The sequence below is a fragment of the Streptomyces sp. A2-16 genome (assembly GCF_018128905.1).
Taxonomy (GTDB): Bacteria; Actinomycetota; Actinomycetes; order Streptomycetales; family Streptomycetaceae; genus Streptomyces.
In genome coordinates, this window is record NZ_CP063808.1 from 4,877,333 (window position 1) to 4,898,110 (window position 20,778).

At 67.8% G+C, this 20,778-nt stretch carries 17 protein-coding genes and 3 pseudogenes; 14 read left to right on the forward strand and 6 right to left on the reverse strand.

Translation table 11 applies throughout. The features are described 5' to 3' along the window. Positions 1–100: 100 nt before the first annotated feature. From IOD14_RS44780 to IOD14_RS21880, 3 genes are all read left to right on the forward strand, one after another. Positions 101–373 (forward strand): transposase, encoded by a 273-nt coding sequence (locus IOD14_RS44780; RefSeq protein WP_280846405.1) that lies wholly within the window; start codon positions 101–103, stop codon positions 371–373. A 449-nt stretch (positions 374–822) separates the two neighbouring features. After that, positions 823–1,317, forward strand: a complete 495-nt coding sequence (locus IOD14_RS21875; protein ID WP_212673538.1) for a hypothetical protein — start codon at positions 823–825, stop codon at positions 1,315–1,317. A gap of 121 nt (positions 1,318–1,438) precedes the next feature. Continuing rightward, the gene (locus IOD14_RS21880; protein ID WP_212671252.1) at positions 1,439–2,749 is read left to right on the forward strand and encodes a DUF3533 domain-containing protein; all 1,311 of its coding nucleotides are present in this window, start codon (positions 1,439–1,441) and stop codon (positions 2,747–2,749) included. Positions 2,750–3,014: 265 nt separating this feature from the next. Here the strand turns inward: IOD14_RS21880 and IOD14_RS21885 are convergent, their stop codons facing one another. Next, complete coding sequence (locus IOD14_RS21885) at positions 3,015–3,641, reverse strand: TetR/AcrR family transcriptional regulator (RefSeq protein WP_123986532.1); 627 nt, start codon at positions 3,639–3,641, stop codon at positions 3,015–3,017. A 113-nt stretch (positions 3,642–3,754) separates the two neighbouring features. Here IOD14_RS21885 and IOD14_RS21890 point away from each other — a divergent pair, with 113 nt between their 5' ends. Further along, positions 3,755–3,946 (forward strand): hypothetical protein, encoded by a 192-nt coding sequence (locus tag IOD14_RS21890; protein ID WP_123986533.1) that lies wholly within the window; start codon positions 3,755–3,757, stop codon positions 3,944–3,946. A gap of 239 nt (positions 3,947–4,185) precedes the next feature. On the opposite strand, the gene IOD14_RS21895 is transcribed toward IOD14_RS21890, so the two are convergent. Beyond that, positions 4,186–4,773 carry a TetR/AcrR family transcriptional regulator gene (locus IOD14_RS21895; RefSeq protein ID WP_123986534.1) on the reverse strand — a complete coding sequence of 196 codons (588 nt, stop codon included), beginning with the start codon at positions 4,771–4,773 and terminating at the stop codon, positions 4,186–4,188. A gap of 686 nt (positions 4,774–5,459) precedes the next feature. Between IOD14_RS21895 and IOD14_RS21900 the strand changes: the two genes are divergently transcribed. Beyond that, on the forward strand, positions 5,460–7,610 hold the full coding sequence (locus tag IOD14_RS21900) for an MMPL family transporter (RefSeq protein WP_212671253.1): 2,151 nt from the start codon (positions 5,460–5,462) through the stop codon (positions 7,608–7,610). Positions 7,611–8,001: 391 nt separating this feature from the next. Here IOD14_RS21900 and IOD14_RS21905 read toward each other — a convergent pair whose 3' ends face one another. The 3 genes and pseudogenes from IOD14_RS21905 to IOD14_RS21915 all read right to left on the reverse strand — a co-directional run. Next, the gene (locus tag IOD14_RS21905; protein ID WP_212671254.1) at positions 8,002–9,453 is read right to left on the reverse strand and encodes a HAMP domain-containing sensor histidine kinase; all 1,452 of its coding nucleotides are present in this window, start codon (positions 9,451–9,453) and stop codon (positions 8,002–8,004) included. Beyond that, entirely contained in the window at positions 9,450–10,133 is a 684-nt protein-coding gene (locus IOD14_RS21910) for a response regulator transcription factor (RefSeq protein ID WP_282959524.1), read from the reverse strand. Before IOD14_RS21910 ends, IOD14_RS21905 begins: the two co-directional genes overlap by 4 nt. A gap of 128 nt (positions 10,134–10,261) precedes the next feature. Beyond that, positions 10,262–10,571, reverse strand: a pseudogene (locus IOD14_RS21915) (transposase); the annotation flags it as partial. A 224-nt stretch (positions 10,572–10,795) separates the two neighbouring features. Here IOD14_RS21915 and IOD14_RS44445 point away from each other — a divergent pair. Further along, a pseudogene (locus IOD14_RS44445) lies at positions 10,796–11,128 on the forward strand (transposase); the annotation flags it as partial. A 348-nt stretch (positions 11,129–11,476) separates the two neighbouring features. Then, positions 11,477–12,604, forward strand: a complete 1,128-nt coding sequence (locus IOD14_RS21920) for an amidohydrolase family protein (protein WP_212671256.1) — start codon at positions 11,477–11,479, stop codon at positions 12,602–12,604. A gap of 799 nt (positions 12,605–13,403) precedes the next feature. Here the strand turns inward: IOD14_RS21920 and IOD14_RS21925 are convergent. Further along, a complete protein-coding gene (locus IOD14_RS21925) occupies positions 13,404–14,060 on the reverse strand; it encodes a TetR/AcrR family transcriptional regulator (RefSeq protein WP_212671257.1) in 657 nt (218 codons plus the stop codon). A 76-nt stretch (positions 14,061–14,136) separates the two neighbouring features. On the opposite strand from IOD14_RS21925, the gene IOD14_RS21930 reads away from it, so the two are divergent. From IOD14_RS21930 to IOD14_RS21960, 7 genes and pseudogenes are all read left to right on the forward strand, one after another. Further along, positions 14,137–14,829 carry an NAD(P)H-binding protein gene (locus IOD14_RS21930; RefSeq protein WP_212671258.1) on the forward strand — a complete coding sequence of 231 codons (693 nt, stop codon included), beginning with the start codon at positions 14,137–14,139 and terminating at the stop codon, positions 14,827–14,829. Beyond that, complete coding sequence (locus tag IOD14_RS21935) at positions 14,826–15,230, forward strand: TIGR03618 family F420-dependent PPOX class oxidoreductase (RefSeq protein WP_212671259.1); 405 nt, start codon at positions 14,826–14,828, stop codon at positions 15,228–15,230. The genes IOD14_RS21930 and IOD14_RS21935 overlap by 4 nt, the downstream gene beginning before the upstream one ends. A 145-nt stretch (positions 15,231–15,375) precedes the next feature. Further along, a pseudogene (locus tag IOD14_RS44450) lies at positions 15,376–15,465 on the forward strand (FAD-dependent monooxygenase); the annotation flags it as partial. A gap of 1,508 nt (positions 15,466–16,973) precedes the next feature. Next, a complete protein-coding gene (locus IOD14_RS21945) occupies positions 16,974–17,708 on the forward strand; it encodes an SDR family NAD(P)-dependent oxidoreductase (protein ID WP_212671260.1) in 735 nt (244 codons plus the stop codon). A 196-nt stretch (positions 17,709–17,904) separates the two neighbouring features. Continuing rightward, the gene (locus IOD14_RS21950; RefSeq protein WP_212671261.1) at positions 17,905–18,861 is read left to right on the forward strand and encodes an ABC transporter substrate-binding protein; all 957 of its coding nucleotides are present in this window, start codon (positions 17,905–17,907) and stop codon (positions 18,859–18,861) included. A 7-nt stretch (positions 18,862–18,868) separates the two neighbouring features. Then, positions 18,869–19,822, forward strand: coding sequence for an amino acid ABC transporter permease (locus tag IOD14_RS21955; protein ID WP_212671262.1), 954 nt, complete (start codon positions 18,869–18,871; stop codon positions 19,820–19,822). Then, a complete protein-coding gene (locus IOD14_RS21960; RefSeq protein ID WP_249126014.1) occupies positions 19,819–20,586 on the forward strand; it encodes an amino acid ABC transporter ATP-binding protein in 768 nt (255 codons plus the stop codon). Before IOD14_RS21955 ends, IOD14_RS21960 begins: the two co-directional genes overlap by 4 nt. The last annotated feature ends 192 nt before the right edge of the window (positions 20,587–20,778 follow it).

The following is a 20,778-nucleotide window of genomic DNA, read 5'->3' on the forward strand; positions in this document are numbered from 1 at the left end:
ACGTCTGTGACCGCTGATGCCGGGGCCGTTGGAGGAAATGGCGGCCTGTTTTGACGATCTGTTCGTCTCGCTGGCCCAACGCCGTTGATTTCGCCAGTACTTGACCGGGCTGCTCGCGCTGCGGGATCGGAACAAGACGATCACATGTCCGGCCGGGGCGGAGCCGGTGGCCGGTGCGGGGCCGCCGACGGTACAGCGGCTGCAGTTCTTCCTGTCCGAGTCGGCCTGGGATGCCGGGAGGATCAACGACCGGCGGCTGAAGCTCCTGCGCGAGCGGCCGGAAACCGCTGCGCACGAAGGCGGCGTCATCGTGATCGACGACTCCGGCGACCGCAAGAACGGCGCGGCCGCCGCGCACGCGGGACGGCAGTGACTGGGGCGGTGGGGCACGACCGACGACCGCGTGGTCACCGTGACCACGGTATGGGCCGACGGGCGGGTCCACTATCCGCCGCTCCCCGGCCCTGCACCCCCGCACACCACTTCCCGCGCGGACGAGGCGACCCCGGCTTCCGCACCGAACCGCAGCTGTCCGCGATCCTCGCGGCCCAAGGCAAGGAGGCAGGCTTTCCCTGCCGGGCCGTGGTGGACGACTGCGCCTACTCCGTCAGTTACGACTGGTACTCGACGCTGCACGAGGCCGGCCTGCCCTACCTGGTGGCACTCCGCCCGCACCGCGGCACCTGGGCCCGAGCGGACCAGCCACACACCCCGATCGACGCTGCACGCGCCGGCCGGGACCGACCCCGACGATCCAGGCGACTGGAGGCCGGTGGAACGCCGCTTCCGCGAGGGGGCGCACCGAGACCTGGTGGGCCGCCGATGCCCGCCTGGGTGGCTACGGCCGCGACAGCCCCTGCCGCCTGGTCGTGGCCACCACCGACCCGGGCCTCCTGCCGGAAGGCCACCTGGTACCTGGCCACCAACCTGCCCCACTCCGACGCCCCGCACGCTGCCACCAGTGCGCACCAGCCCGCCGATCTCACCGAGATCGTCCGGCTGTACGGGCTGCGGCCGTGGATCGAGCAGAGCTACAAGCAGATCAACGATGAGCTCGGCTGGGCCGACTTCCAGGTCCGCTCCGACCACGCGATCCGCCGTCACCAGACCCTGGTGAACAGCGCGTTTTCCTTCTGCTGGGACCAGTGGTTCACCCCACCCGGACCGTTGGATGCCAGTGTGCCGGATCCGTGCCCGCCGACCGGCCAGAGAGGGGGACGCGCCGCACTTCACCAGCCCCAACCGCCTTGCCGGCCCAGGGCCTTACGTGCCGTCCGCACCTGGCTCACCCCGCCCATCACCCTGCGCCCGGTCTAACGAACTACCGCTATCTCCTCCTGTCCCCTCGCCGCTCACCTTTGCATTTGACTTCACGATGAAGGGTGACCATTCTGGTTACAGCGTAACCGAAATGGTCCCTCCAGGAGGATGTGCAACCATGCCGAACGACAACGAGCCCTCAGGAAACAGGCTGGGGCCGCGGTTGTGGCTGGCCCCGGCAGTCATCGTCACCGTGGTCATGGCTGCCCTGGCAGCGTTGTATCTGGGGTCAACGGTCAACTCCTCCAAAGAGCTCAACGGCTTTCCCGTAGCGGTCGTCAACGCCGATACCGGAGCCACCAGCCCATCCGGGCAGCGCATCAACGTCGGCAAGCAGATCTCCGACGGCCTGCGCAAGGGGGTCGATGACGACAAGTTCGATCTACGCTTCGTCAGCCTCGCCGCAGCGAAGGAGGACATGGGCAAGGGGAGGCTCTACGGCGCGATCGTTCTGCCCTCTGACCTGAGCAAGAAGCTGGTGGCTCTCACGGCGAGCGCGGCGACCGGTGGGGCCGCACAGCAGCCCGCGGTCGACGTGCACACCAATCCCCTCGCGAACACTTCCAGCGCGTCCGTCGTCAATTCCTTCGCTTCTCAGGCGCTGGCCGAGGCGAACCAGACCGTGGGCAAGCAACTGCTCGCCACTGCGACACAGGCCGGGGACAAGGCGGCATCCGGCAGCCAGTCCGTCACAGGAACGGCACGCATCGTTCTGTCCGAGCCGATGCTGGTGCATGTCACGCCGTTCAAGGAGGTTCCCGACGGGACCGGCGGCGGCCTCTCGGCCTTCTACTACGCCCTCCTGCTGGCGCTGGCCGGGTTCACGGGCTCCCTGATCGCCACGAATCTCATCGACTCCCAGCTCGGTTTCACTCCGTCGGAGATCGGTCCGCTCTACCGCATCGAAAACCACTCGGGTCGCAGCCGCCTGGCCACCCTTGTTTTGAAGTGGGGAATCATGGCGGGTATCGCGGTGCTCGTCAGCAGTGTCTATCTGGGGATCGCGGACTGGATCGGCATGCCGCTGGACCATCCAAGGGAGCTGTGGCTGTTCAGCGTGCTGAGCATCTTGGCCGTCGCAGTGGTTGCTCAGGCGATTCTCGCCCTGCTGGGCGGTCTGGGCATGGTGGTCAACCTCTTCCTCTTCGTCGTGCTGTCGATCCCCAGCTCCGGGGGTACGACACCGTTGGAAGCCATGCCCCCCTTCTTCCGCTTCCTCAGCTCGTTCGAGCCCATGCACCAGATCTATCTGGGTACGCGCTCGATCCTGTACTTCGGAGCCACCTGGGATTCGGGGCTGGCGCGTGCCGTGTTGGCCTCCGTGATCGCGCTTGCCCTCGGCCTCCTCGTCGGGACCCTGGGTACTCGTGCCTACGACCTCAAGGGGCTGACCAGGAAGCACAGCGCACCTGCCGTCGCCGGTCAGTGACGGACAGCCTCCGCTGGGGATGTTCCACAGCATCCTCGTAGGCTCACCACGAGCGGCTGTTCAACTCGTCTGCCCCGGGCACTGCATCGTTGAGTGCCCGGGGCAGACGGCTTTCCTCGTGCGGGCACCGGTAGACCGGTTCGGCTGACGCATTCACCCTTGGCCGGGGCCGGCGGGTCGATCACGAGTCCCTGACAGCCTCGCTCCATGCCAACCGAGATGACTCCGTGGGCGGGCGGCCTCAGGTTCGCATCGTCCTGGCTGGTCAGGCGTCGTCGCGCAGGTGGGCAAGCCCGCTGAGAAGGAGTTCGAGTCCGAAGGAGAACTCGTCCTCGATCGGAACGGGCATCGACCCGGCGACGGTGACCGTTGCCGGGAACAAGGCGGGATCGACGCTCTGAAAGACGGCGGACAGTTGTGCGTCGTCGAGTTGCCCGCCGCCGCCATGACCGTTGACCTGTATGGCGAATCCGAGGACGTAGCGGGAGAGGGTGGCAAAGGCGTGCGCGGCCAGTCGCGGCGGGAAACCGCTGTCGAGCAGCGCCGCGACACAGTGCTCCCGCAGCGCCATGGCGTTCGGCCCCAGGGGAATCTCTTCGACCATCAGGCGCGCAGCGTTCCGGTGCCGGGCCAGGGCCTCGAACATGGTGTGCGCGACCGTCCGCAGCGCTTGCTGCCAGCCCATCGCGAGGAGTTCGTCGCCGTTCAGTTCCACGGCGCCGAACATGCGGTCCACGACATGGGCGACCAGCGCTGCCCGGTTGTCGAAATGCCGGTACAGCGTCGCCGTGCCCGAGCCCAGGCGCTGGGCCAGCGTCCGCATCGAGAGAGCGTCGGCCCCTTCATCGTCCACGATCTGCAGTGCGGTAGAGACGATGCGCTCCAGCGGCACGGGCGGACGCCCCGGGCGCCGAGCCGATGCCGTGGTCGCTCGCGTAGGACCAGCTGCTGCCACTGAACGTCCACCTCCTCGGCCAGCACCATAACAGCAACATCGTATCCAGTATGGAGATCGCCGGTTGGGCACGGAACGGCGGCGCCCCCTTCGATCAGCCCATCGACGACCGCTCGCCCGAGGTCAGCGACCGCTCCGATACCGCCTGTGTTCCTCTGCGGCGCCCCGGCCAACCCGAGGCCGACCTTGTGCACCTCAAGTCCACCCTCTTGACGAAGGAGTCCTTCGAGCCGGGATCCTGAGCCGTCGTCACTGCCAGGCTGGTGCGGTCATGACGCACCGGCGCTGCCACAGAAAAAGATGGGGGCATGGACGCTGGCCATTGCAGAGCAAGCCATGACGAGTGGCTCCTCGAGCCACGTCGGGCACCTTGCCCCGGCCGCACTGTACAAGTGACGCAGCATTGCCTCAGCCGGCGCTGCGCACTGGTTGCCGGGCCCGTTGTTCCGTACTGCAGCGCCGGCTGCCCCGCCGCAGTGCCTCAATCCCCCGCGCCGGCATCACCGTTGCCCCTGTGGCCCAGTGCGCCAAGGCCCGCGGCAATCACCACATCGGTGCGCTCGGTCCACCTGGCCTCACGGTTCGCCATCATCGTGACGGTCACAGCACCGATCGCGGACACCACCCGCACATGCCGTTCCTCATCAGTCCAGACATCGGGATCGAAGGCTTCCATCAACATGCGCTGCGCCCCGGAGAGGCGCTGCATGATCTCGGGCTCTCGCGTCAGCCAGAACGCGCCGGCCATGAGCGCACCAGTCCCCGGCCACTCCTCGATCAGCTCGACCAGCGCACCGAGCAGGACGGCGTCCCGCTCGAGCCCGACCGGGAGGCCCTCACCCGCAGCCGCCACTCGTGCGGCATGTTCCTCCGCGCGAGCCACCACGGCGTCCTGGATCCGCTCCTTCGAGCCAAAGCGCTTCAGCACAGCCGCCTTGGAGTAGCCGGCACCGTCAGCGATCGCCTGCACGGGGCCCTGAGCGAACCCGTGCCGCGCAAAGACTAAGGCCGCCACGTCGATCAAGGCACGATCGATCTCCTCGCTGGTGGGCCTCACGGTTGGCTTCATGACCAAAGGTTACCGTTTCGGTCAACAAGTGACCGAAACGGCAACGCCGCCCTTCGTTGATCCAAGCGAGCCATACGGTCATCTCCGCACCGACCCCGGCAACAGCAACAACTTCAAGTCCATCCCGGTCGCACGGAGCGCTGCCGCGACCCCTCCCGGCACTGCCCGAGCGGGCGCGCCCCCGGAGGACCCGCGGCAGCCTTAGGCGTCAGGGGACACGGCAACCGAGCATGGACGCCCGGTACGACCTGGGCAACGACCACCGGCTCGTCGGCACCCTGTGCCCGGACATGAAGTTGACGCTGGACGGCCCGAACCCAACGTCGTCACCGCGGTGACGACGTCTGCGGACCCGCTGCGTGAGGGGCGTGGGCTCCTGCTCGACCGCGTCGACCGCGCGGAGGTCCGCGACACCGCGGCCGCGTGAACCTGACGGGTCAACACCGTCACCGCCCGCACGAACCGGGTGGACGTCGACGCGTTGATCATCCGACCCGACGACGGCTGTGTCGCCTGGGCCTTGCCCACCGGGCAGGACCTCGACGCCACCACGCTGGTGCGTGGCGTGCCCTGGGCACATGGTTCGGCCAACCGGCCTGAGCACCGTATTAACAGTCGCCTCAGGTTCGCTCGGTACGAAGTACGCATCCAGATAAGCGATGCAACCCGTATGTAGGAGGCTAGTGATGGCAGTCAACACAGCGCCGTCCGGGGAAGCGCCGGCCGGTCGGTTGGCAGGCCGATGGGTGCCCTGGTTAGTGATTGGCCTGTGGCTGGTGCTGGCAGTGGGCATGGTGCCGCTGAGCGGAAAGTTGAGCTCGGTCACCACCGACAGCGCCGTAGACACCCTGCCGGCCAGTGCCGAGTCCACCAAGGTGGCGGTGCTGGACGACAGTCTCCCCGGCGGTGACAACAACACGTTCGTCTTCGTGTACCACCGCGCCGGCGGCATGACCGACGCCGATCGCGCGACGGTCGAGCGCCACTACAACACCCTTGCCAAGCGGTACCCGCCGAAGGCGACGGCGGCGGCCGACGAGGACGACGAGGGCTCCCCGACGAGCCCCTCCACCGACGGCAAGGCGATGATGTTCACCCTCGAGGTGAGCACGACCTACGGCGCACCGGAGGCCATCGTCGGCCCGTTGCGTGACGCCGCGAAGGACCGTCCCTCCGGCCTGGAACTCGACGTGACCGGCCCGGGCGCGATCGACGGCGACATGGATGCCGTCTTCGACGGCATCGACGTGCAGGTCCTCCTGACCACCATCGTCGTCGTCACGCTCCTGCTCATCCTCACCTACCGCAGCCCGGTGTTGTGGATCATCCCGCTGGTGGCCGTTGGCGCGGCCGCACTGACCTCGATGGCGACCGTCTACCTGCTCGTCAAGGGCTTCGGCATCGTGGTGAACGACCAGAACTCGGCGCTGCTGACGATCCTGGTGTTCGGCGTCGGCACGGACTACGCGCTGTTGCTCATCGCTCGATATCGGGAGGCACTGCACCACCATGAGAACGTCCGCGTCGCGATGGTCCACGCGCTGCGCGGCGCGGCGCCGGCCATCGTCGCGTCCGCGGCCACCGTGGTCGCCGGCCTGCTCTGCCTGCTGGTCGCGGACCTGAACAGCACCAGCGGGTTGGGCCCGATCGGTGCGGCCGGCATCCTGTGCGCGCTGGTGGCCATGCTGACGCTGTTCCCGGCGGTGCTCGTGGTGCTCGGCAGGCGGATCTTCTGGCCGGCCATCCCGCGGTTCAGTACGGCCGTGGAGGAGAAGCCGGGGCTGTGGGGACGGCTCGGCACCGCCATCAGCCGCCGCCGGTGGCTGGCGACGCTCGGCTCGCTCGGAGTCCTCGGCGTGCTCGCCCTCGGGCTGGCGGGCAACACCGGCGCCCTGCGGGAGCAGGACCAGTTCCTGTCCGCACCGGAGTCGGTCACCGGCTTCACCGTTCTCCGTCAGCACTTCCCGGAGCTCGGCGGCCAGCCGATGACGATCTTCACTCGGCCGACGCACCAGAAGCGGGTGCTCGACATCGTCAAGGACACCCGCGGTGTGGCCCTGGCCGTCCCGGAGCAGACCAGCGGCGGCTGGGCCAACATCTCCGTGTTCCCGAAGGACGCGCCGGACACCGTCGCGGAGTACGACACGATCAAGCGGGTGCGCACCGCCGTGCACGGGGTGAGCGGGGCGGAGGCGATCGTCGGCGGGCCGAGCGCGGAGAACCTCGACACAGAGGTGACCACCAGGCGCGACGAGAAGCTGGTGATCCCGCTGGTGCTCGCCGTCGTCCTGATCATCCTCGGGCTGCTGCTGCGCGCGATCGCGGCCCCACTGATCCTGATGGCCACCGTGATCGTCTCATTCGCCGCAGCCTTCGGCGGCAGCGTGTTCGTCTTCGACACGATCCTCGGGTTCAAGGGCATCGACTATTCAGTGCCGTTGCTGGCATTCCTGTTCCTGGTCGCACTCGGCGTCGACTACAACATCTTCCTGACCAGCCGGGCCCGGGAGGAGACCGGACGTCTCGGCACCAGAGGGGGCATGCTCAAAGCCCTCTCGGCCACCGGTGGCGTCATCACCTCGGCAGGCCTGGTCCTGGCGGCCACGTTCGCGGTCCTCGCCACACTTCCGCTGGTGATGCTGATCGAGGTCGGGTTCCTGGTCGCCTTCGGCGTGCTGCTCGACGCCCTGCTGGTGCGGTCGGTCCTGGTGCCCGCCCTCACCTTGCTGATCGGCCGGCGGATGTGGTGGCCGAGCCGGCTGTCCCGTCCAGCGGTGGAACTGCCGGACGGTCAACAGCCGCTCACCGACGAGGAGGAGCCAGCGCTGCAACGGTGAGCGCGGCGGCACGGACGAGATCCGGGACGGGCCCCAGGCCCGTCCCGGATTTCTTCATGGGCCCGACGATCGCCGCCCTTTGGTTCTACACCGTGCGCCGGGCCGGGGTCGGCGCACCATGTCCTGCCCGGTGGTGAGCCGCGCGGGGCCATTGCCCGACGGCCGCCCGCGATTTGGTCCTGCGCCGGGCGCCGGGACTGGGGTCGGCGCACCATGTCCTGCCCGGTGGTGGGCCGCGCGGGACCATGGCCCGACATCCGCCGCCCTTTGGCCTTGCGCCGTGTGGCCGGGGCCGGCGCATCACGGTGTCCTGCCCCGACGGTGAGCCGCACGGTGCCTTGCTCGAGGACTGCCGCCGTCCCTTGTCCTACGGCCACGCCACCGGGGCGGGTCAGCGCACCGCGGTGTCCTCCCCTGCGGTGAGCCGCGCGATCGGGGCGGGCGGGGCCGCGGCCGGAAGGTCGACCCGGAGCAGCGCGCCACCGCGTGCGGAGCGGGCGACGGTGGCCCGGCCGCCGTGGGCGTCGACGACTCGCTGCACAATCGACAGCCCCAGACCGGACCCCGGCAACGCCCGGGCGCTGTCGGCACGGTAGAACCGGTCGAACACCCGCGGTACGTCGGCCGCGTCGATGCCCGGCCCGGCGTCGTCGACCTCGAGCACCGCCGACCCGCCCTCTGCACGGACCCGGACCTGGACCGGCTGGTCCGCAGGGGACCACTTGCCGGCATTGTCGATGAGGTTGAGCACCGCCCTCTCGAGCGCAGCGGGACGCCCGCTCACCCACACAGAGGTCACGTCAAGTGCGACCTCGATGTCGGGCACGCGGGAACGCGCCCGGATCGCGGCGGCCGCCACCACGTCGGCGAGGTCGAGCACCTCGGTGCTCTCGTCGCTGACGTCACCACGTGCCAGGTCGGTCAGCTCGGCGACAAGGGTGCTCAACTCGGTCACCTGGGCGCCGAGATCGTTGAGCAGCCGGGTCCGGCTCTCCGCCGGCAGTGCGCTGTCCAGGGTGCCGCGCCGATCGAGCCGGATCAGCAGCTCGACGTTGAGGCGCAGGCTGGTGAGCGGGGTCTTGAGCTCATGGGCGGCGTCCTCGGCGAGCAGCCGCTGGGCCTGCCGGGAGTCCCGGAGCGCGGCGAGCATGTCGTTGATCGACTGGATCAGCCGCCGGATCTCCCCACCGCCCTCATCCGGGATGTCGGCGTCGAGATCCCGGGTGTGCGCGACACGTACCGCGGCGGCGGTCAGCCGGTCGATCGGCGCCAGCCCGGTCCGCGCCACGGTCCGCCCGACAAGAGCGCCGCCGACCACGCAGAGCAGCCCGATCAGCAGCATGCCGAACCCGAACCGGTTGATCGGGCTGTCGTCGACGACGCGGGCCACCTGCACCGCGCCGTCGCCCGCCCGCAGGGTGTAGATGGCGTAGCCGTCCTCGTCGCTGTCGTTCGACTCCATCAGGTCGGCCGACGCGCCCTGCGCCACGCGCCTGGCGTGCTCGCTGACCGGGGGCAGCGCGGGTTGGCCGGCCGGAGTCCGGATCGAACCGTCGGGCAGGATGATCCGCACCAGCTGACCGGATCCGGGATACGGCGGTAGCTGGACCTGCGCCAGACCGGCGCGCTCCGCGTTCGCCGCCAGGACGCGGGAGTCGGCGCGCAGCTGATTCTCGGAGGTCTTCTGCAGCTCCCAGCCCATCAGCTGGCTGGCCACCTGGAAGGCCATGAACACGCTGACGGCGATGGCCGTCGCCGCGATCACCGTCAGCCTGGCCCGCAGGGACCGTTGGCGCCACCATCGGGTCAGCCGACGCGGTTCCCGGCCGGCGGGCCTGCTCACGGAGGAGTCTCCCGCAACGTGTATCCCAGGCCGCGCAGCGTGTAGATCAATCGTGGCTCACCCTCCGCCTCCATCTTGCGGCGCAGGTAACTGACGTACACCTGGAGGTTGTTGGCGGTGGAGCTCATGCCGAAGCCCCAGATCGCCCCGAACAGCGCGTCGCGGGTCACGACCCGGGTCGCGTTGCTCACGAGAACCTGCAGGAGGGAGAACTCGGTCCGGGTCAGGCGCAGCGGCCGCGCGCCCCGCCACGCCTCGAACCTGTCGGGATCGAGGCGGACGTCGGCGAACGACAGGATCTGCGACTCCTCGTCGGTCGACGTGCGCCGGCGCAGCAGGGCCCGCACCCGGGCCAGCAACTCCTCGGTGGCGAACGGCTTGGGCAGGTAGTCGTCGGCGCCCGCGTCCAGCCCCGCGACCCGGTCGGAGACCTGGTCACGGGCGGTCAGCATCAGCACCGGCAGATCACGACCCGCGGCCCGTAACCGCCGACAGGTCTCCAGCCCGCCGAGGCGGGGCATCATCACGTCGAGGAGCAGCAGATCCGGCGCGTCGCCACCGACCCCGTCGAGCACGGCGAAACCGTTGGCGACGGTGCTGGTTTCGTAACCCTCGACCTGGAGCACCCGCTCCAGCGACTCACGGATGGCCGCCTCGTCATCCGCGATCATGATCCGCACGCGGGCCCGCCCCCCCTCCAGTCGATACTTTTGCCGCTCATTGTCTCCGATCAACCTGAGGCCAGCATTAGAGCGTCGCCGGTGTGGTGCCCGCAGGCCGCGCTCTCACGGATGCCCAAGATCGTGTCCTACGTGGTGAGGCGGACGAGGCGCTTGTAGCAGCAGAAGGCGGCAGCAAGTCCGAGAAATGCCACTGTAGTTGTGGGGCTGGCGCTCGTAGCGGGGACTGAGTCTGCGGTATCCGGACAGCCATGACATCGTGCGCTCGATCACCCACCTCAGACGCCCTCATCGCTCGCTCGATTACATGCCCTTCCGGGCGATGCGAACTCCGATCCGCTTCCATCGGAGCCATCTACGCAGGTCGACGGGGTCGTAGGCCTTGTCTGTGTGTAGGCGCTGGGGCTTGAAGTACCGGCCGGGTGAGGGTCGTGTCTCCTCACGTTGTTTCCGGGGCTGATTCCGGCCCACTCGTAGCAGCGGAGGACCCAGGGATGCTGGGTGTGGCTGATGGCCGCCCGGCATCCCACGCCGACCCGGCCACTCATTGGGATGCACGGCAAAGACCGCTTGGTAGGGACACGCTGGCGGGGTCGTCTTGCGACAGATAGAGGAACGACTTCGAAAGCGGCCGTGCCCAAACTGTGGGCTGATATGGCACGCGGGAGCTGCCGCAGCCTGTGGTCAACGACGAGAATGCATTGCTCAAACTGATCAGCATGCGCTGGAGTTGAGCGGCGGTGAGCCGGTGACATGGGCGATCGACCTCAACGCCGGCGGGGCTGCCCTGATGACCGCGCTGCTGACCGACCACGAGCAAAAGGTCCTCTACATCCCCGGCCGCACGGCGATGGGAAGACGGACACGAAGCATGCCTTCGTCATTGCGGAGCGGATCAGGCGCGCATGCGATGTGACCTTCAGCCGGTTCACGGCGACGACGTTGCGGTCGACCTGTGTTTTCTCACTTCGCGTCGCCTGGACCTGACTGCGGACTCCTGCTGGGCCCCGTCGACCGCGCGGAGGTCCGAGACGCCGCGGCCGCGTGGACCTGACGGATCAACACCTTCACCGCTCGCACGGACCGGGTGGACGTCGAGGCCTTGCTGATCCGGCCCGACGGCTGTGTCGCCTGGGCCTTGCCTATCGGGCAGGACCTCGCCACCACGCGGGTGCGTGCTCTGGGCACACGGTTCGGCCAACCGGCCTGAGCACCGCATTAACAGTCGTCTCAGGTTCGCTCGGTAGGAAGTAGGCATCCAGATAAGCGAGATAACCCGTCGTGTCTTGCAGACGGATGCCGCACGGATACCGCACCACACAAACACCTGAGGAGAAAGCGACATGGAGTCGAACGCGAACCCTCTGAAGCGCCTCACGACGGGACGCCGCGGCTTTCTGGCCGGCACGGCAGCACTTGGCGTTGGCGCCGGCTTGTCCACGCATGCCATTGCCTCCCGCGCGACAGCGAACGAAACTACGGACTTTTCACTGCGAGACCAGGACCTGCCCTTCATCGGCACGGAAGAGACCTTTTCCACACATGAGTTGATGGTGCTGAACGACAGGCTGTTCCTCGAGGATACTGGTCTTGCCGAGCTCGGCCCGCGCCGCATCGGCGCAATGGACGAGGCGGGCCTCAACGTTCAAATCCTCTCCGCACATACGCCAGGCGTGCAGAACGTCAAAGGCCAGAAGGGCATCGACTTTGCGTATCGTCTCAACAAACTGCTCGTCGATGGACCGATGGCGACCTATCCGGGGCGGTTCAAGGCCTTTGCAACCTTGCCTCTGCAGAACCCGGAAGCCTCGGCAGACGAACTGGAACGCACAGTTCGGGAAGATGGCTTCCTGGGATGCTTGACCAACGGAATCATCGGGAAGAAATTTCTCGACCATCCCGACTTTGAGCCCCTGCTGGCGCGCGCCGAAGCCCTTGATGTGCCGATATACATCCATCCGGGCCTGCCGCCTGACGAGGTTTTCGAGATCTACTACAGCAACATGCGGCCGGAATATCAGAAGGAGTTCCAGGACCAGGTTCTCAGCATCTCCGCCTATGGATGGCACCAGGAAGTCGTCACTCAGATCCTCCGAATGATCACCTCTGGAGTATTCGACAGGCATCCCAAGCTCCAGATTATCATCGGCCACATGGGAGAGGGCCTTCCGTTCTTCTACAATCGCGTCGTGGAGAAGATGAGCGAAGTGACCGAGAAGAGCCTGGACAAGCCGTTCGAGCAGTATTTCCATGACAATTTCTGGTTCACAACCAGCGCGTTCCCCCAGACTGAACTGCTCGATCTCCTACTGAAGCACATAAGCGTGGATCGAGTAATGTTTGCAACCGACTACCCGTTTGCCAATATGAAAACTCAAACCGACTGGTTCCGGGGAGTCGCTTTGCCGCGCGAAGCCAAGGAAAAAATCGCGTTCCGAAATGCGGAAAAACTGTTCGGAATTAAAGTCTGACACGTCCCGACGGGCCAGATGCGCGTGAGGAGACGCGCCAGCGTCGGCAGAAGTGGAGAATGCTTTGGCTGTAAGGCGAGAGTACAGCCAAAGCATGCGATGTGCGGCTGCCGCATCACGCGGTCTTCATACAACGGCCGATCGCACTCTCCTGAAGGACTGCCAGAAGGGGCGGCAGACCCGCGATGTGTCGTCGACCGCGGAGCCGGCGCCCATGCTCGCGCGACAAGGACTGCAGCCACGGCGCGAACATTCCCAGCTGCCCGGGGACTTCCTCGATACAGACCCACGGATCATTCAATGAGGCCGGCACCGGGGCGCGCACCCGCCGAGGTACACGCTCTCGGACCCGCCGCCCCGACGGCTGTGGTGGAGCGGGAAGCTGGACAGCCGTACGCCGTCGATGTGCAGAGCCAGTTGGAGCGGCCGTCCGGACGGGAGTGCGCGCCCCTCGGGCTCGGCGCGCATCCATTCATCATCCTCGCTCAGGCGCAGGGCGATGCGGCAGCCCCGGCAGATGCCGTCCGCGCCACGACCGCTGGCCAGCCGCACCGGCGGCAGACGTCGTTGCGAAGTCGTCCCTGCGCGACCAGGTGAAGGTCGGAGCCGACGGCGGTCATTGCCCGGTGGCGGGTGCCGGTGCCGTACCCGGCGTCCAGGGCGGGCTCGGTGTCGAGGCCGCCTGCCTCGGCGAGGCTCTGGCGCCGGCAGGTGAGGCAGCCGTGCCGGGGCGCAGTAGCAGGATCTCGCTCCCTGCATCGCTACTACAGGGGTAGCCACACCGCAGGTGCTGAGGTGGTCAAGGCCGGACGGCGCCTCCATCGGAGGTTGGCGAGCCTCGACGGCCCGCCCTGGTGGTTGCCGCGGTGCGCGGCCTGGGGGTCAGTGCCGCGCGCAGCGCCGGGGTGAGGATGTGGCGTGTCTCGGATGGGGTGAGGGCAGCGGGCGTGGGGAGGGGGTTGAGGTAGCGGGTGTAGATGAGGCCGCCCAGGATCGTCACCACGGCCGTGGCTCGGGCGGTTGCGTCCCGGCCACCGAGAAATTCAACAAGCCGGGCCAGCAGCTCGCGTTCAAGGTATTCGCGGATCACCTCGGCAGCCTCTTCGCCCTGGGTGGTGAGCTGAACGAAGTCGGCGTCCTCCCACAGGTCCGTCACCGCGTCGATCAGACGATCGGGGAGGGTGGCCGGGTCGCCGCCGAGGACGTCCTCCACCGCCAGCGCATTGGCGCACTGGAACTGCATCACGTCCGCGAACAGGCTTTTCTTCGAGCCGAAGTGGTACGCGATCAGCGCCGGGTCGACCCCGGCGGCCCCGGCCACCGCGCGCAGAGTGGTGCCCCGGTAGCCGCGCTCCAGGAACAGCGCCCGGGCCGCCGAGACGATCGATGCGCGGGTCGGCGGGTTGCCACGGGGGCGGCCTCGGGTGCGGGCGGGGGCAGGGGCAGCGTTATTCATCAGCGTTGAGCCTGCTTTTCGTGATCGGCACAGTCAAGGGCGTTCCGGTAACCACATGAAGGGATGACCCGACGCCATGCGTATCGCAGTCTTCGGCGCCAACGGACCGACCGGCCGTCACCTCACCGACCAGGCCCTCGCCGCCGGCCACGAGGTCGTCGCCGTGACCCGCCGCCCTGGCTCCCTCCCCACGCGGCCCGGCCTCGCTGTCGCCGTCGCCGACGCCACCGACCCGGCCGCTGTCGACGCCGCGATCGGCGGAACGGACGCCGTCCTCTCCGCACTGGGCGCGCGCTTCAGCAAGAAGACCATCACCACGTACTCGGCGAGCGCCACGGCCATCACCGGGGCCATGGCCCGCCACGGCATCAAGCGGCTGCTCGCCGTCAGCTCCAGCATCGCCGACCCGAACTGGCGTCCCACCGGCGCGCACTTCTTCAACCACGTGCTCGACCCGCTGGTGAACCGGCGCCTCGGCCGCACCCTCCACGAGGACATGCGCCGCATGGAGGCCGTGATCCGTCAGACGGACCTCGACTGGACCCTTGTCCGGCCCTCGGGCCTCTTCGAGCACTCCGTCGTCACGGATTACGACACCGCCGAGACCAGCGCCGACGGCGTCTTCACCGCCCGTGCCGACCTCGCCGCGAGCATGCTGCGCGAGCTGGAGGAGCGGCGGTACGTCCGTACGGCCATGGGAGTCATCACCACAGCCGTGAAGCCGAACATCGCCAAGCTGATCTGGAACGAAGGCGTGAAGAAGAAGTGAGCCGGGTGACCGTCGAACTCCCGGCCGCCACACGGGCGTTCCTCACTCGCCCCCACACGGCCACCCTCACCACCCTCCGCCCCGACGGCACACCGCACGTCACCCCTGTCCGCTTCACCTTCGACGCGGCCACCGGCCTGCTCCGGGTGACCACCCGGGCGGGAGCACGCAAGGCCCGGAACATCGTGGCGGGCGGCCCGACGGCCCATGTCGCGCTCTGCCAGGCGGACGACTTCCGCTGGGTCACCCTCGAAGGCCGGGCCGCCGTCACCGACGACCCGGCGCGCTTGGCCGAAGCGGTCCGCCGCTACACCGTCCGCTACCGCGTGGCCCCGCCCGCCCCACTGGACCTGGTCGTCGTCGAGATCGCCGTCGACCGTGTCCTGAGCCTCAATCTCTGAATCCCCGTCCTGGAATCGAAGTGACACCGCCATCAGGGGCATCGCGCACGATCTGTTCAAGAGCCAAGATCCCGCCGCCGGTTGACATGCCCCTCGACCGCGCCCGAGCTCCAGGGCAGGGTGAGTCCGGCGGTGACAGCATCGAGTCGCCGACCGCTGCCGCGTCGGCCGCCTGGTGCTGGCTGGCGACGCCGGCCATGTCCACAGCCCCGCCGGCGGCCAGGGCATGAACACTCCCTGCCCGCTCCGAAGCCATGATCTACCTCGCCATGACCGACCTCATGGCCCGCCGTCTCACCGGCGAGGCCACCATCTTCTAAGCAAGGTGACGTGAAAGTGGCGGGCGCACTGCGTCCGTGCCGAAGCGCCCGGGCGTCTGCTCCGGCTACGACGGCTACGACGAGTTCGTCATCCTCAAGACCAGGTCCGCTTCGACCGACCGCGTGATGCCAAGCCGCAGGGCGGCCGCAAGCCGCTGCCGAACAAGCACGTCGGCAAGGCCGAGACCGACCCGCAGGGCCACCTCGCCAAGACCGGCTCACGCTCCGTGCTGGCGGTGATCGCCGTGGCGGGCGGCGCCATCGTAGCCGTCGACGCGGGTGCCGACTTCGTCGTACTCCACCGCAATGCCACCGGCACCGGCTCACCGTCTGACCGGCATCACTCCGCAGGCCTGAGGGGCCACCGTGTCCGCGCGTGCCGACACGGCGGCCGCTCAGGCCTGCGGGTCCTGACCCTGCGAGACAACCGCAGGCCTCAACGGCAGCCCCTGGCACGTCGCCCACCCGAGGTCCGGGCGCCCGCTCCACGTCCGGCGCCCGGACCGGAAGGGCTCACCCAGGATCACCGCTGCCGCCCGGATACGCCTCCGCACGGCAAGGCGTCACCTGGACCGCTGGATTCCAGGAGTCGTTGCAGCACCCATTTACCGTGCGCGGGAGGAGTATGTTCCGACTCATGGATCAGGGCCTGAGCAGCGCCGAAACTTGCAAACGGGATCAATTCCGGGACGGGCAAGGGATGGCGCAACGGCGGCCTCCGGTACGGACAGGACGGCATCGCCAGTCGGGGCCGTGACGGCGCCCGAGGGCGCCTTTCCCCCGCCCTGACCCTCCCCTGCCCTGGCCCTCCCCCGCCTTGGCCCCGCAGCGTCCGCGACCGTGGCCCCCGGCCATCGCACCAAGCCATCCCATCCAGGCCCCGGGCAGCCGCCCAACTCGCAGAACAAGCGCAGGTCAGCAGGGACGACTACCAAGATGGTCGACAAACGACTATCTGACGGCTATCTTTCCACCACGCGGCAGCGAGAGCAGGTCGTCCGATGGTCGACAAACGACTATCTGGCGGTTGGTTTGAGCCACCACGCGGCATTCCGCCCATCCTGTTGCTCAGAAGGAAAGCCTGGCAGAGATGATCGAGATACGTATGAGTCGCGCTGCTGGTCACTACCACCGTGGGCAGCGATTGGGTCCCCGATCAGGTCATCCTCGACGCGGGAGCATGCGTTCCTGGACGAGACTCCTCCCTCTGCAGATCGGCGAGTTGCTCCTCGGCGTCGCCACCGTGGTGCGGGTGGTGCCGGTGGTGCAAAACCGCGTATGCCCGGCGTCCTCGATTTCGAGGACCTGCCCGTCGCTGCAGCGGTGGCCGGTCGACACCCGCGCATTACTCGGCTGACTGGCCCCGGGACGACTCCCCCTGGCCGAGCGCGAATCGACCGCCCCCTGTGAAGGAATACCTGACATGAGACTCAAGAACGTCGCGGCCCTGGTGACCGGCGCCAGCAGTGGCATCGGGCAGGCGGTGAGTTCCCACTTCCGCCGTGAGGGCGCGCGGCTGCTGCTCACCGGTCGCAGGGAGCAGCTCGACAGCGTTGAGCCCGACGACCTTTACGTCCCTGGAGACCTCAATGACGAGGCGTTCGTCGAGGACTTGGCCGAGCGGGCCGCCAAGTCCCTCGGCAACGTCGACGTCGTCGTCCTCAACCACGGCCTGCAGGCCAGCAGTCCGCTCGTCGAGATGGCCACCGACGACGCGAAGAATGTGCTCGACAGCAACCTGCTCAGCGCGTTCCTGGTGATGAAGCACTTCGCGCCGCTGATGCCGTCCGCAGGTGGCTCGTTCGTCTGTGTCAGTTCACGGCTCGGCATGGTCGGCAAGCCCGGGGAAGTCCTGTACTCCGCCGCCAAGGGCGGTCTCATCATGCTCGCCAAGGGCACAGCGATCGAATGGGCCCCCCGCAACATCCGCGTCAACGTCGTCGCTCCCGGCCTGACCGCCACCCCGATCATCGAAGCAGCGATCCAGCGCAGCGCCGATCCCGAGGCCTACCGCCGCGAGCGCGAGGATCAGATCCCGTTGCAACGCCTCGCCACCCCTGAAGAGGTCGCCGACGCGGTCCTCTTCTTCGCGTCATCAGAGTCGTCGTACATCACCGGAGCGGTTCTCCCGGTTGACGGCGGATACACCGCCTTCTGAGCACCCACGCTTCCGTCGTAGGTGAAGGTCGCGAACCGCGGGTCCGGTCGACGCGATGAGCGGATGCCATCCGGCACCCCACGGGGCCGAGCGCCCAGTCCGACGGGTTCCTGACCATTCCCAGCCAATTCGAAACACCACCCATCCGGGATCTGTGCGCTCCCAGCGCCCTTCCCTATGAGCAAGGAGCAGACCCATGCGAGTCAGCAGAAACGTGAGCGTCACGATCATCACGTCGGCCCTGGCCCTCGCGCTCGCCGCGTGCGGGTCGGGCGGCACCGCCCAGAACGTGGGGGCGAAGAGCACGGCGCAGGGCGGCGGATCCGGCTCGTCGGCCGAACACACGGACGACATCTCGGTCGGTGTGAAGCCGGATGCGAAGGCGGTGAAGCTGCTGCCGGCCGCGGTGAAGGCCAAGGGCACGCTCTCGGCGGCCATGGACCTGACCAGCCCGCCCACCACGTTCATGGCATCGGACAACAAGACCCCGATCGGGTTCAACCCGGACATGGCCCGGCTGATCGCCGCCAAGCTCGGCCTGAAGTTGCAGATCAACAACATCAAGTTCGACACCATCATCACCGGACTGCAGGCCGGCCGGTACGACTTCACCGCCTCCACCATGGGCGCCACGAAGGACCGGCTGAAGGTGCTCGACATGGTCGACTACTTCAAGGCCGGGACCGGAGTGTCCGTCCCCTACGGAAATCCGCAGAAGCTGACCACCCACACGCTGTGCGGGCACCGCGTCGCTGTCCAGTCCGGCAGCACCGCGGAGCTGCAGTGGCTGCCCCAGCTGTCCAAGCAGGACTGTACGAGCAAGGGCAAGCCCGCCATCAAGGCGGTGACCCTGCCCAGCGTGAACGACGCACTCACCCAGCTGGTCTCCAAGCGGATCGACGCGGTGATGTACGACTTCACCGGGCTTCAGTGGGCGGCCACGCAGCAGCCGAAGACATTCGACGTCCTCAAGCCCCTGGTAGCCACCAAGACCGTGGCCGTCGCGCTGAAGAAGGACTCGCCGCTGACCCCCGCGGTGCAGGCGTCCATCCAGTCGATCATCGACAGCCCCAAGTACGCCGAGGCGCTGGGCCGCTGGGGTTTCGATGACCTCGGGATCAAGACTGCGGCCATGGCCGTCCCGCAGGACTGAGATACCCATGGACGTGCTCGAGACGACGACCAGGAGCCGACCGGTGCCACAACTACTGGCCGAAGAAAAGAAGCGGATCACGCCGAAACGTCCGCGCGACTTTGTCGCCTGGGCCGTCGCGATCGCGATCGTCGCCGGCCTGGTATGGACCGCGGTGACCAACGAGAACTATCGATGGCCGGTGGTGTTCAGCTACTTCGCCACCGAGACCATCCTCAACGGCCTGCTGATCACACTGCTTCTCACCGTGGCCAGCATGGCTCTGGGCACGCTGCTGGGGCTGGTGCTGGCGGTGATGCGCATGTCGCACCAGCGACCCGTCTCCGGGCTCGCCCAGCTCTACATCACCTTCTTCCGCGGCACCCCGGTGCTCGTGCAGCTGGTCTTCTGGTTCAACATCGCGGCGCTGTACCCGAACATCTCGATCGGCATCCCCTTCACCGACATCTCCACACCGGTGAACGTGAACGCGATCATGACGCCGATGACCGCGGCCGTCGTGGGGCTGACGCTGAACCAGGCCGCGTACATGTCCGAGATCATCCGCGGCGGGTTCGCCTCGGTCAGCCGCGGACAGCACGAGGCCGCGGAATCCCTGGGCATGTCGGGGTTCACCAAGCTCCGGCACGTGATCATCCCGCAGACCATGCCGGCGATCATCCCGGCCACCGGCAACCAGGTGATCGGCATGCTCAAGGAGACCTCGCTGGTGAGCGTGCTCGGCGTCGCCGACCTGCTGCAGAGCGCACAAGCGATCTACGCCCGCAACTACCAGACCATTCCGCTGCTGATCGTGGCCAGCCTCTGGTACCTGATCATGACGCTGGTGCTGAGCGTGCCGCAGTCCATGATCGAGCGCCGTTTCTCCCGCTCCACCCGGGCGCAGCTGACCCCGGCCGCCGGCTCGGCCGAGCCCGGGGCGGGCCAGCCAGTTCCCACCACGAGGGAGTCCCTGCTGTGAACGCCGACGGATCGATCGTCGCACGCAAGCTGTGCAAGAGCTACGGACGTCACCAGGTCCTGCACGACATCGACCTGACCGTCGCGGCCGGGGAGATCTCCTGCATCATCGGGCCCAGCGGATCAGGCAAATCAACACTGCTGCGGTGTATCAACGGCCTGGAGACCGTCGACCGCGGTGTCCTGCGGGTCAACGGGGAGGACTTCGGCTACGTCGAGAAGGACGACGCCTACCACGCGGTCCGCCCCAAGCGGCTGGCCGAGCAGCGCGCCCGTATCGGCATGGTGTTCCAGCAGTTCAATCTGTTCCCCAACATGACCGCCGAAAGCAATGTCATGTCCGGACCGGTGCTGGTGCAGAAGAAGGACCGCGCCTCCTGCCGGGAGCGGGCACAGGAGCTGCTGGCCAAGGTGGGCCTTGAGGGGTGCGGCCACAAGTACCCCGCCCAGCTCTCCGGCGGCCAACAGCAGCGGGTGGCCATCGCCCGCGCGCTGGCGATGGAACCCACCATCATGCTGTTCGACGAACCCACCAGCGCACTGGACCCGGAACGCGTGGGCGAAGTACTCGCCGTCATGCGCGACCTCGCCGGCAACGGAATGACCATGCTGCTCGTCACCCACGAGATGGGCTTCGCCCGCGAGGTCGCCGACGAAGTGCTGTTCATGGACGAAGGCATCGCCGTCGAACGCGGCGACGCACGCGAAGTCCTGGGCAACCCCCGTGAGAAACGTACCCAGGCGTTCCTCGAAAGGGTGCTGTAGCAGGACACGGACCTGCGGCAGCGGTTCGGCAGCACGCCCGGCCCGGCTCCTGCCCCGGTCAAGCCTTCGCCTTCCGCGAGCTGGTGGACCGTGACCGGGTGACGCCGATGCTGTGACCAGTGGTCCATGCCCAGGTCGCGGGCGGCGACCGGGCCGACCGCTTTCATCTCCTCCACGACGAGATCCGGCGTC

What these genes read in the sequence shown, in the direction of transcription:
- IOD14_RS21925 (WP_212671257.1), bottom strand. Translation starts at nt 14,060, where the DNA reads ATGAATAACGCTGCCCCTGCCCCCGCCCGCACCCGAGGCCGCCCCCGT.
- IOD14_RS21875 (WP_212673538.1), top strand. Translation starts at nt 823, where the DNA reads ATGCCCGCCTGGGTGGCTACGGCCGCGACAGCCCCTGCCGCCTGGTCG.
- IOD14_RS21895 (WP_123986534.1), bottom strand. Translation starts at nt 4,773, where the DNA reads ATGAAGCCAACCGTGAGGCCCACCAGCGAGGAGATCGATCGTGCCTTG.
- IOD14_RS21955 (WP_212671262.1), top strand. Translation starts at nt 18,869, where the DNA reads ATGGACGTGCTCGAGACGACGACCAGGAGCCGACCGGTGCCACAACTA.
- IOD14_RS21945 (WP_212671260.1), top strand. Translation starts at nt 16,974, where the DNA reads ATGAGACTCAAGAACGTCGCGGCCCTGGTGACCGGCGCCAGCAGTGGC.
- IOD14_RS21880 (WP_212671252.1), top strand. Translation starts at nt 1,439, where the DNA reads ATGCCGAACGACAACGAGCCCTCAGGAAACAGGCTGGGGCCGCGGTTG.
- IOD14_RS21890 (WP_123986533.1), top strand. Translation starts at nt 3,755, where the DNA reads ATGGAGATCGCCGGTTGGGCACGGAACGGCGGCGCCCCCTTCGATCAG.
- IOD14_RS21950 (WP_212671261.1), top strand. Translation starts at nt 17,905, where the DNA reads ATGCGAGTCAGCAGAAACGTGAGCGTCACGATCATCACGTCGGCCCTG.
- IOD14_RS21900 (WP_212671253.1), top strand. Translation starts at nt 5,460, where the DNA reads ATGGCAGTCAACACAGCGCCGTCCGGGGAAGCGCCGGCCGGTCGGTTG.
- IOD14_RS21920 (WP_212671256.1), top strand. Translation starts at nt 11,477, where the DNA reads ATGGAGTCGAACGCGAACCCTCTGAAGCGCCTCACGACGGGACGCCGC.
- IOD14_RS21930 (WP_212671258.1), top strand. Translation starts at nt 14,137, where the DNA reads ATGCGTATCGCAGTCTTCGGCGCCAACGGACCGACCGGCCGTCACCTC.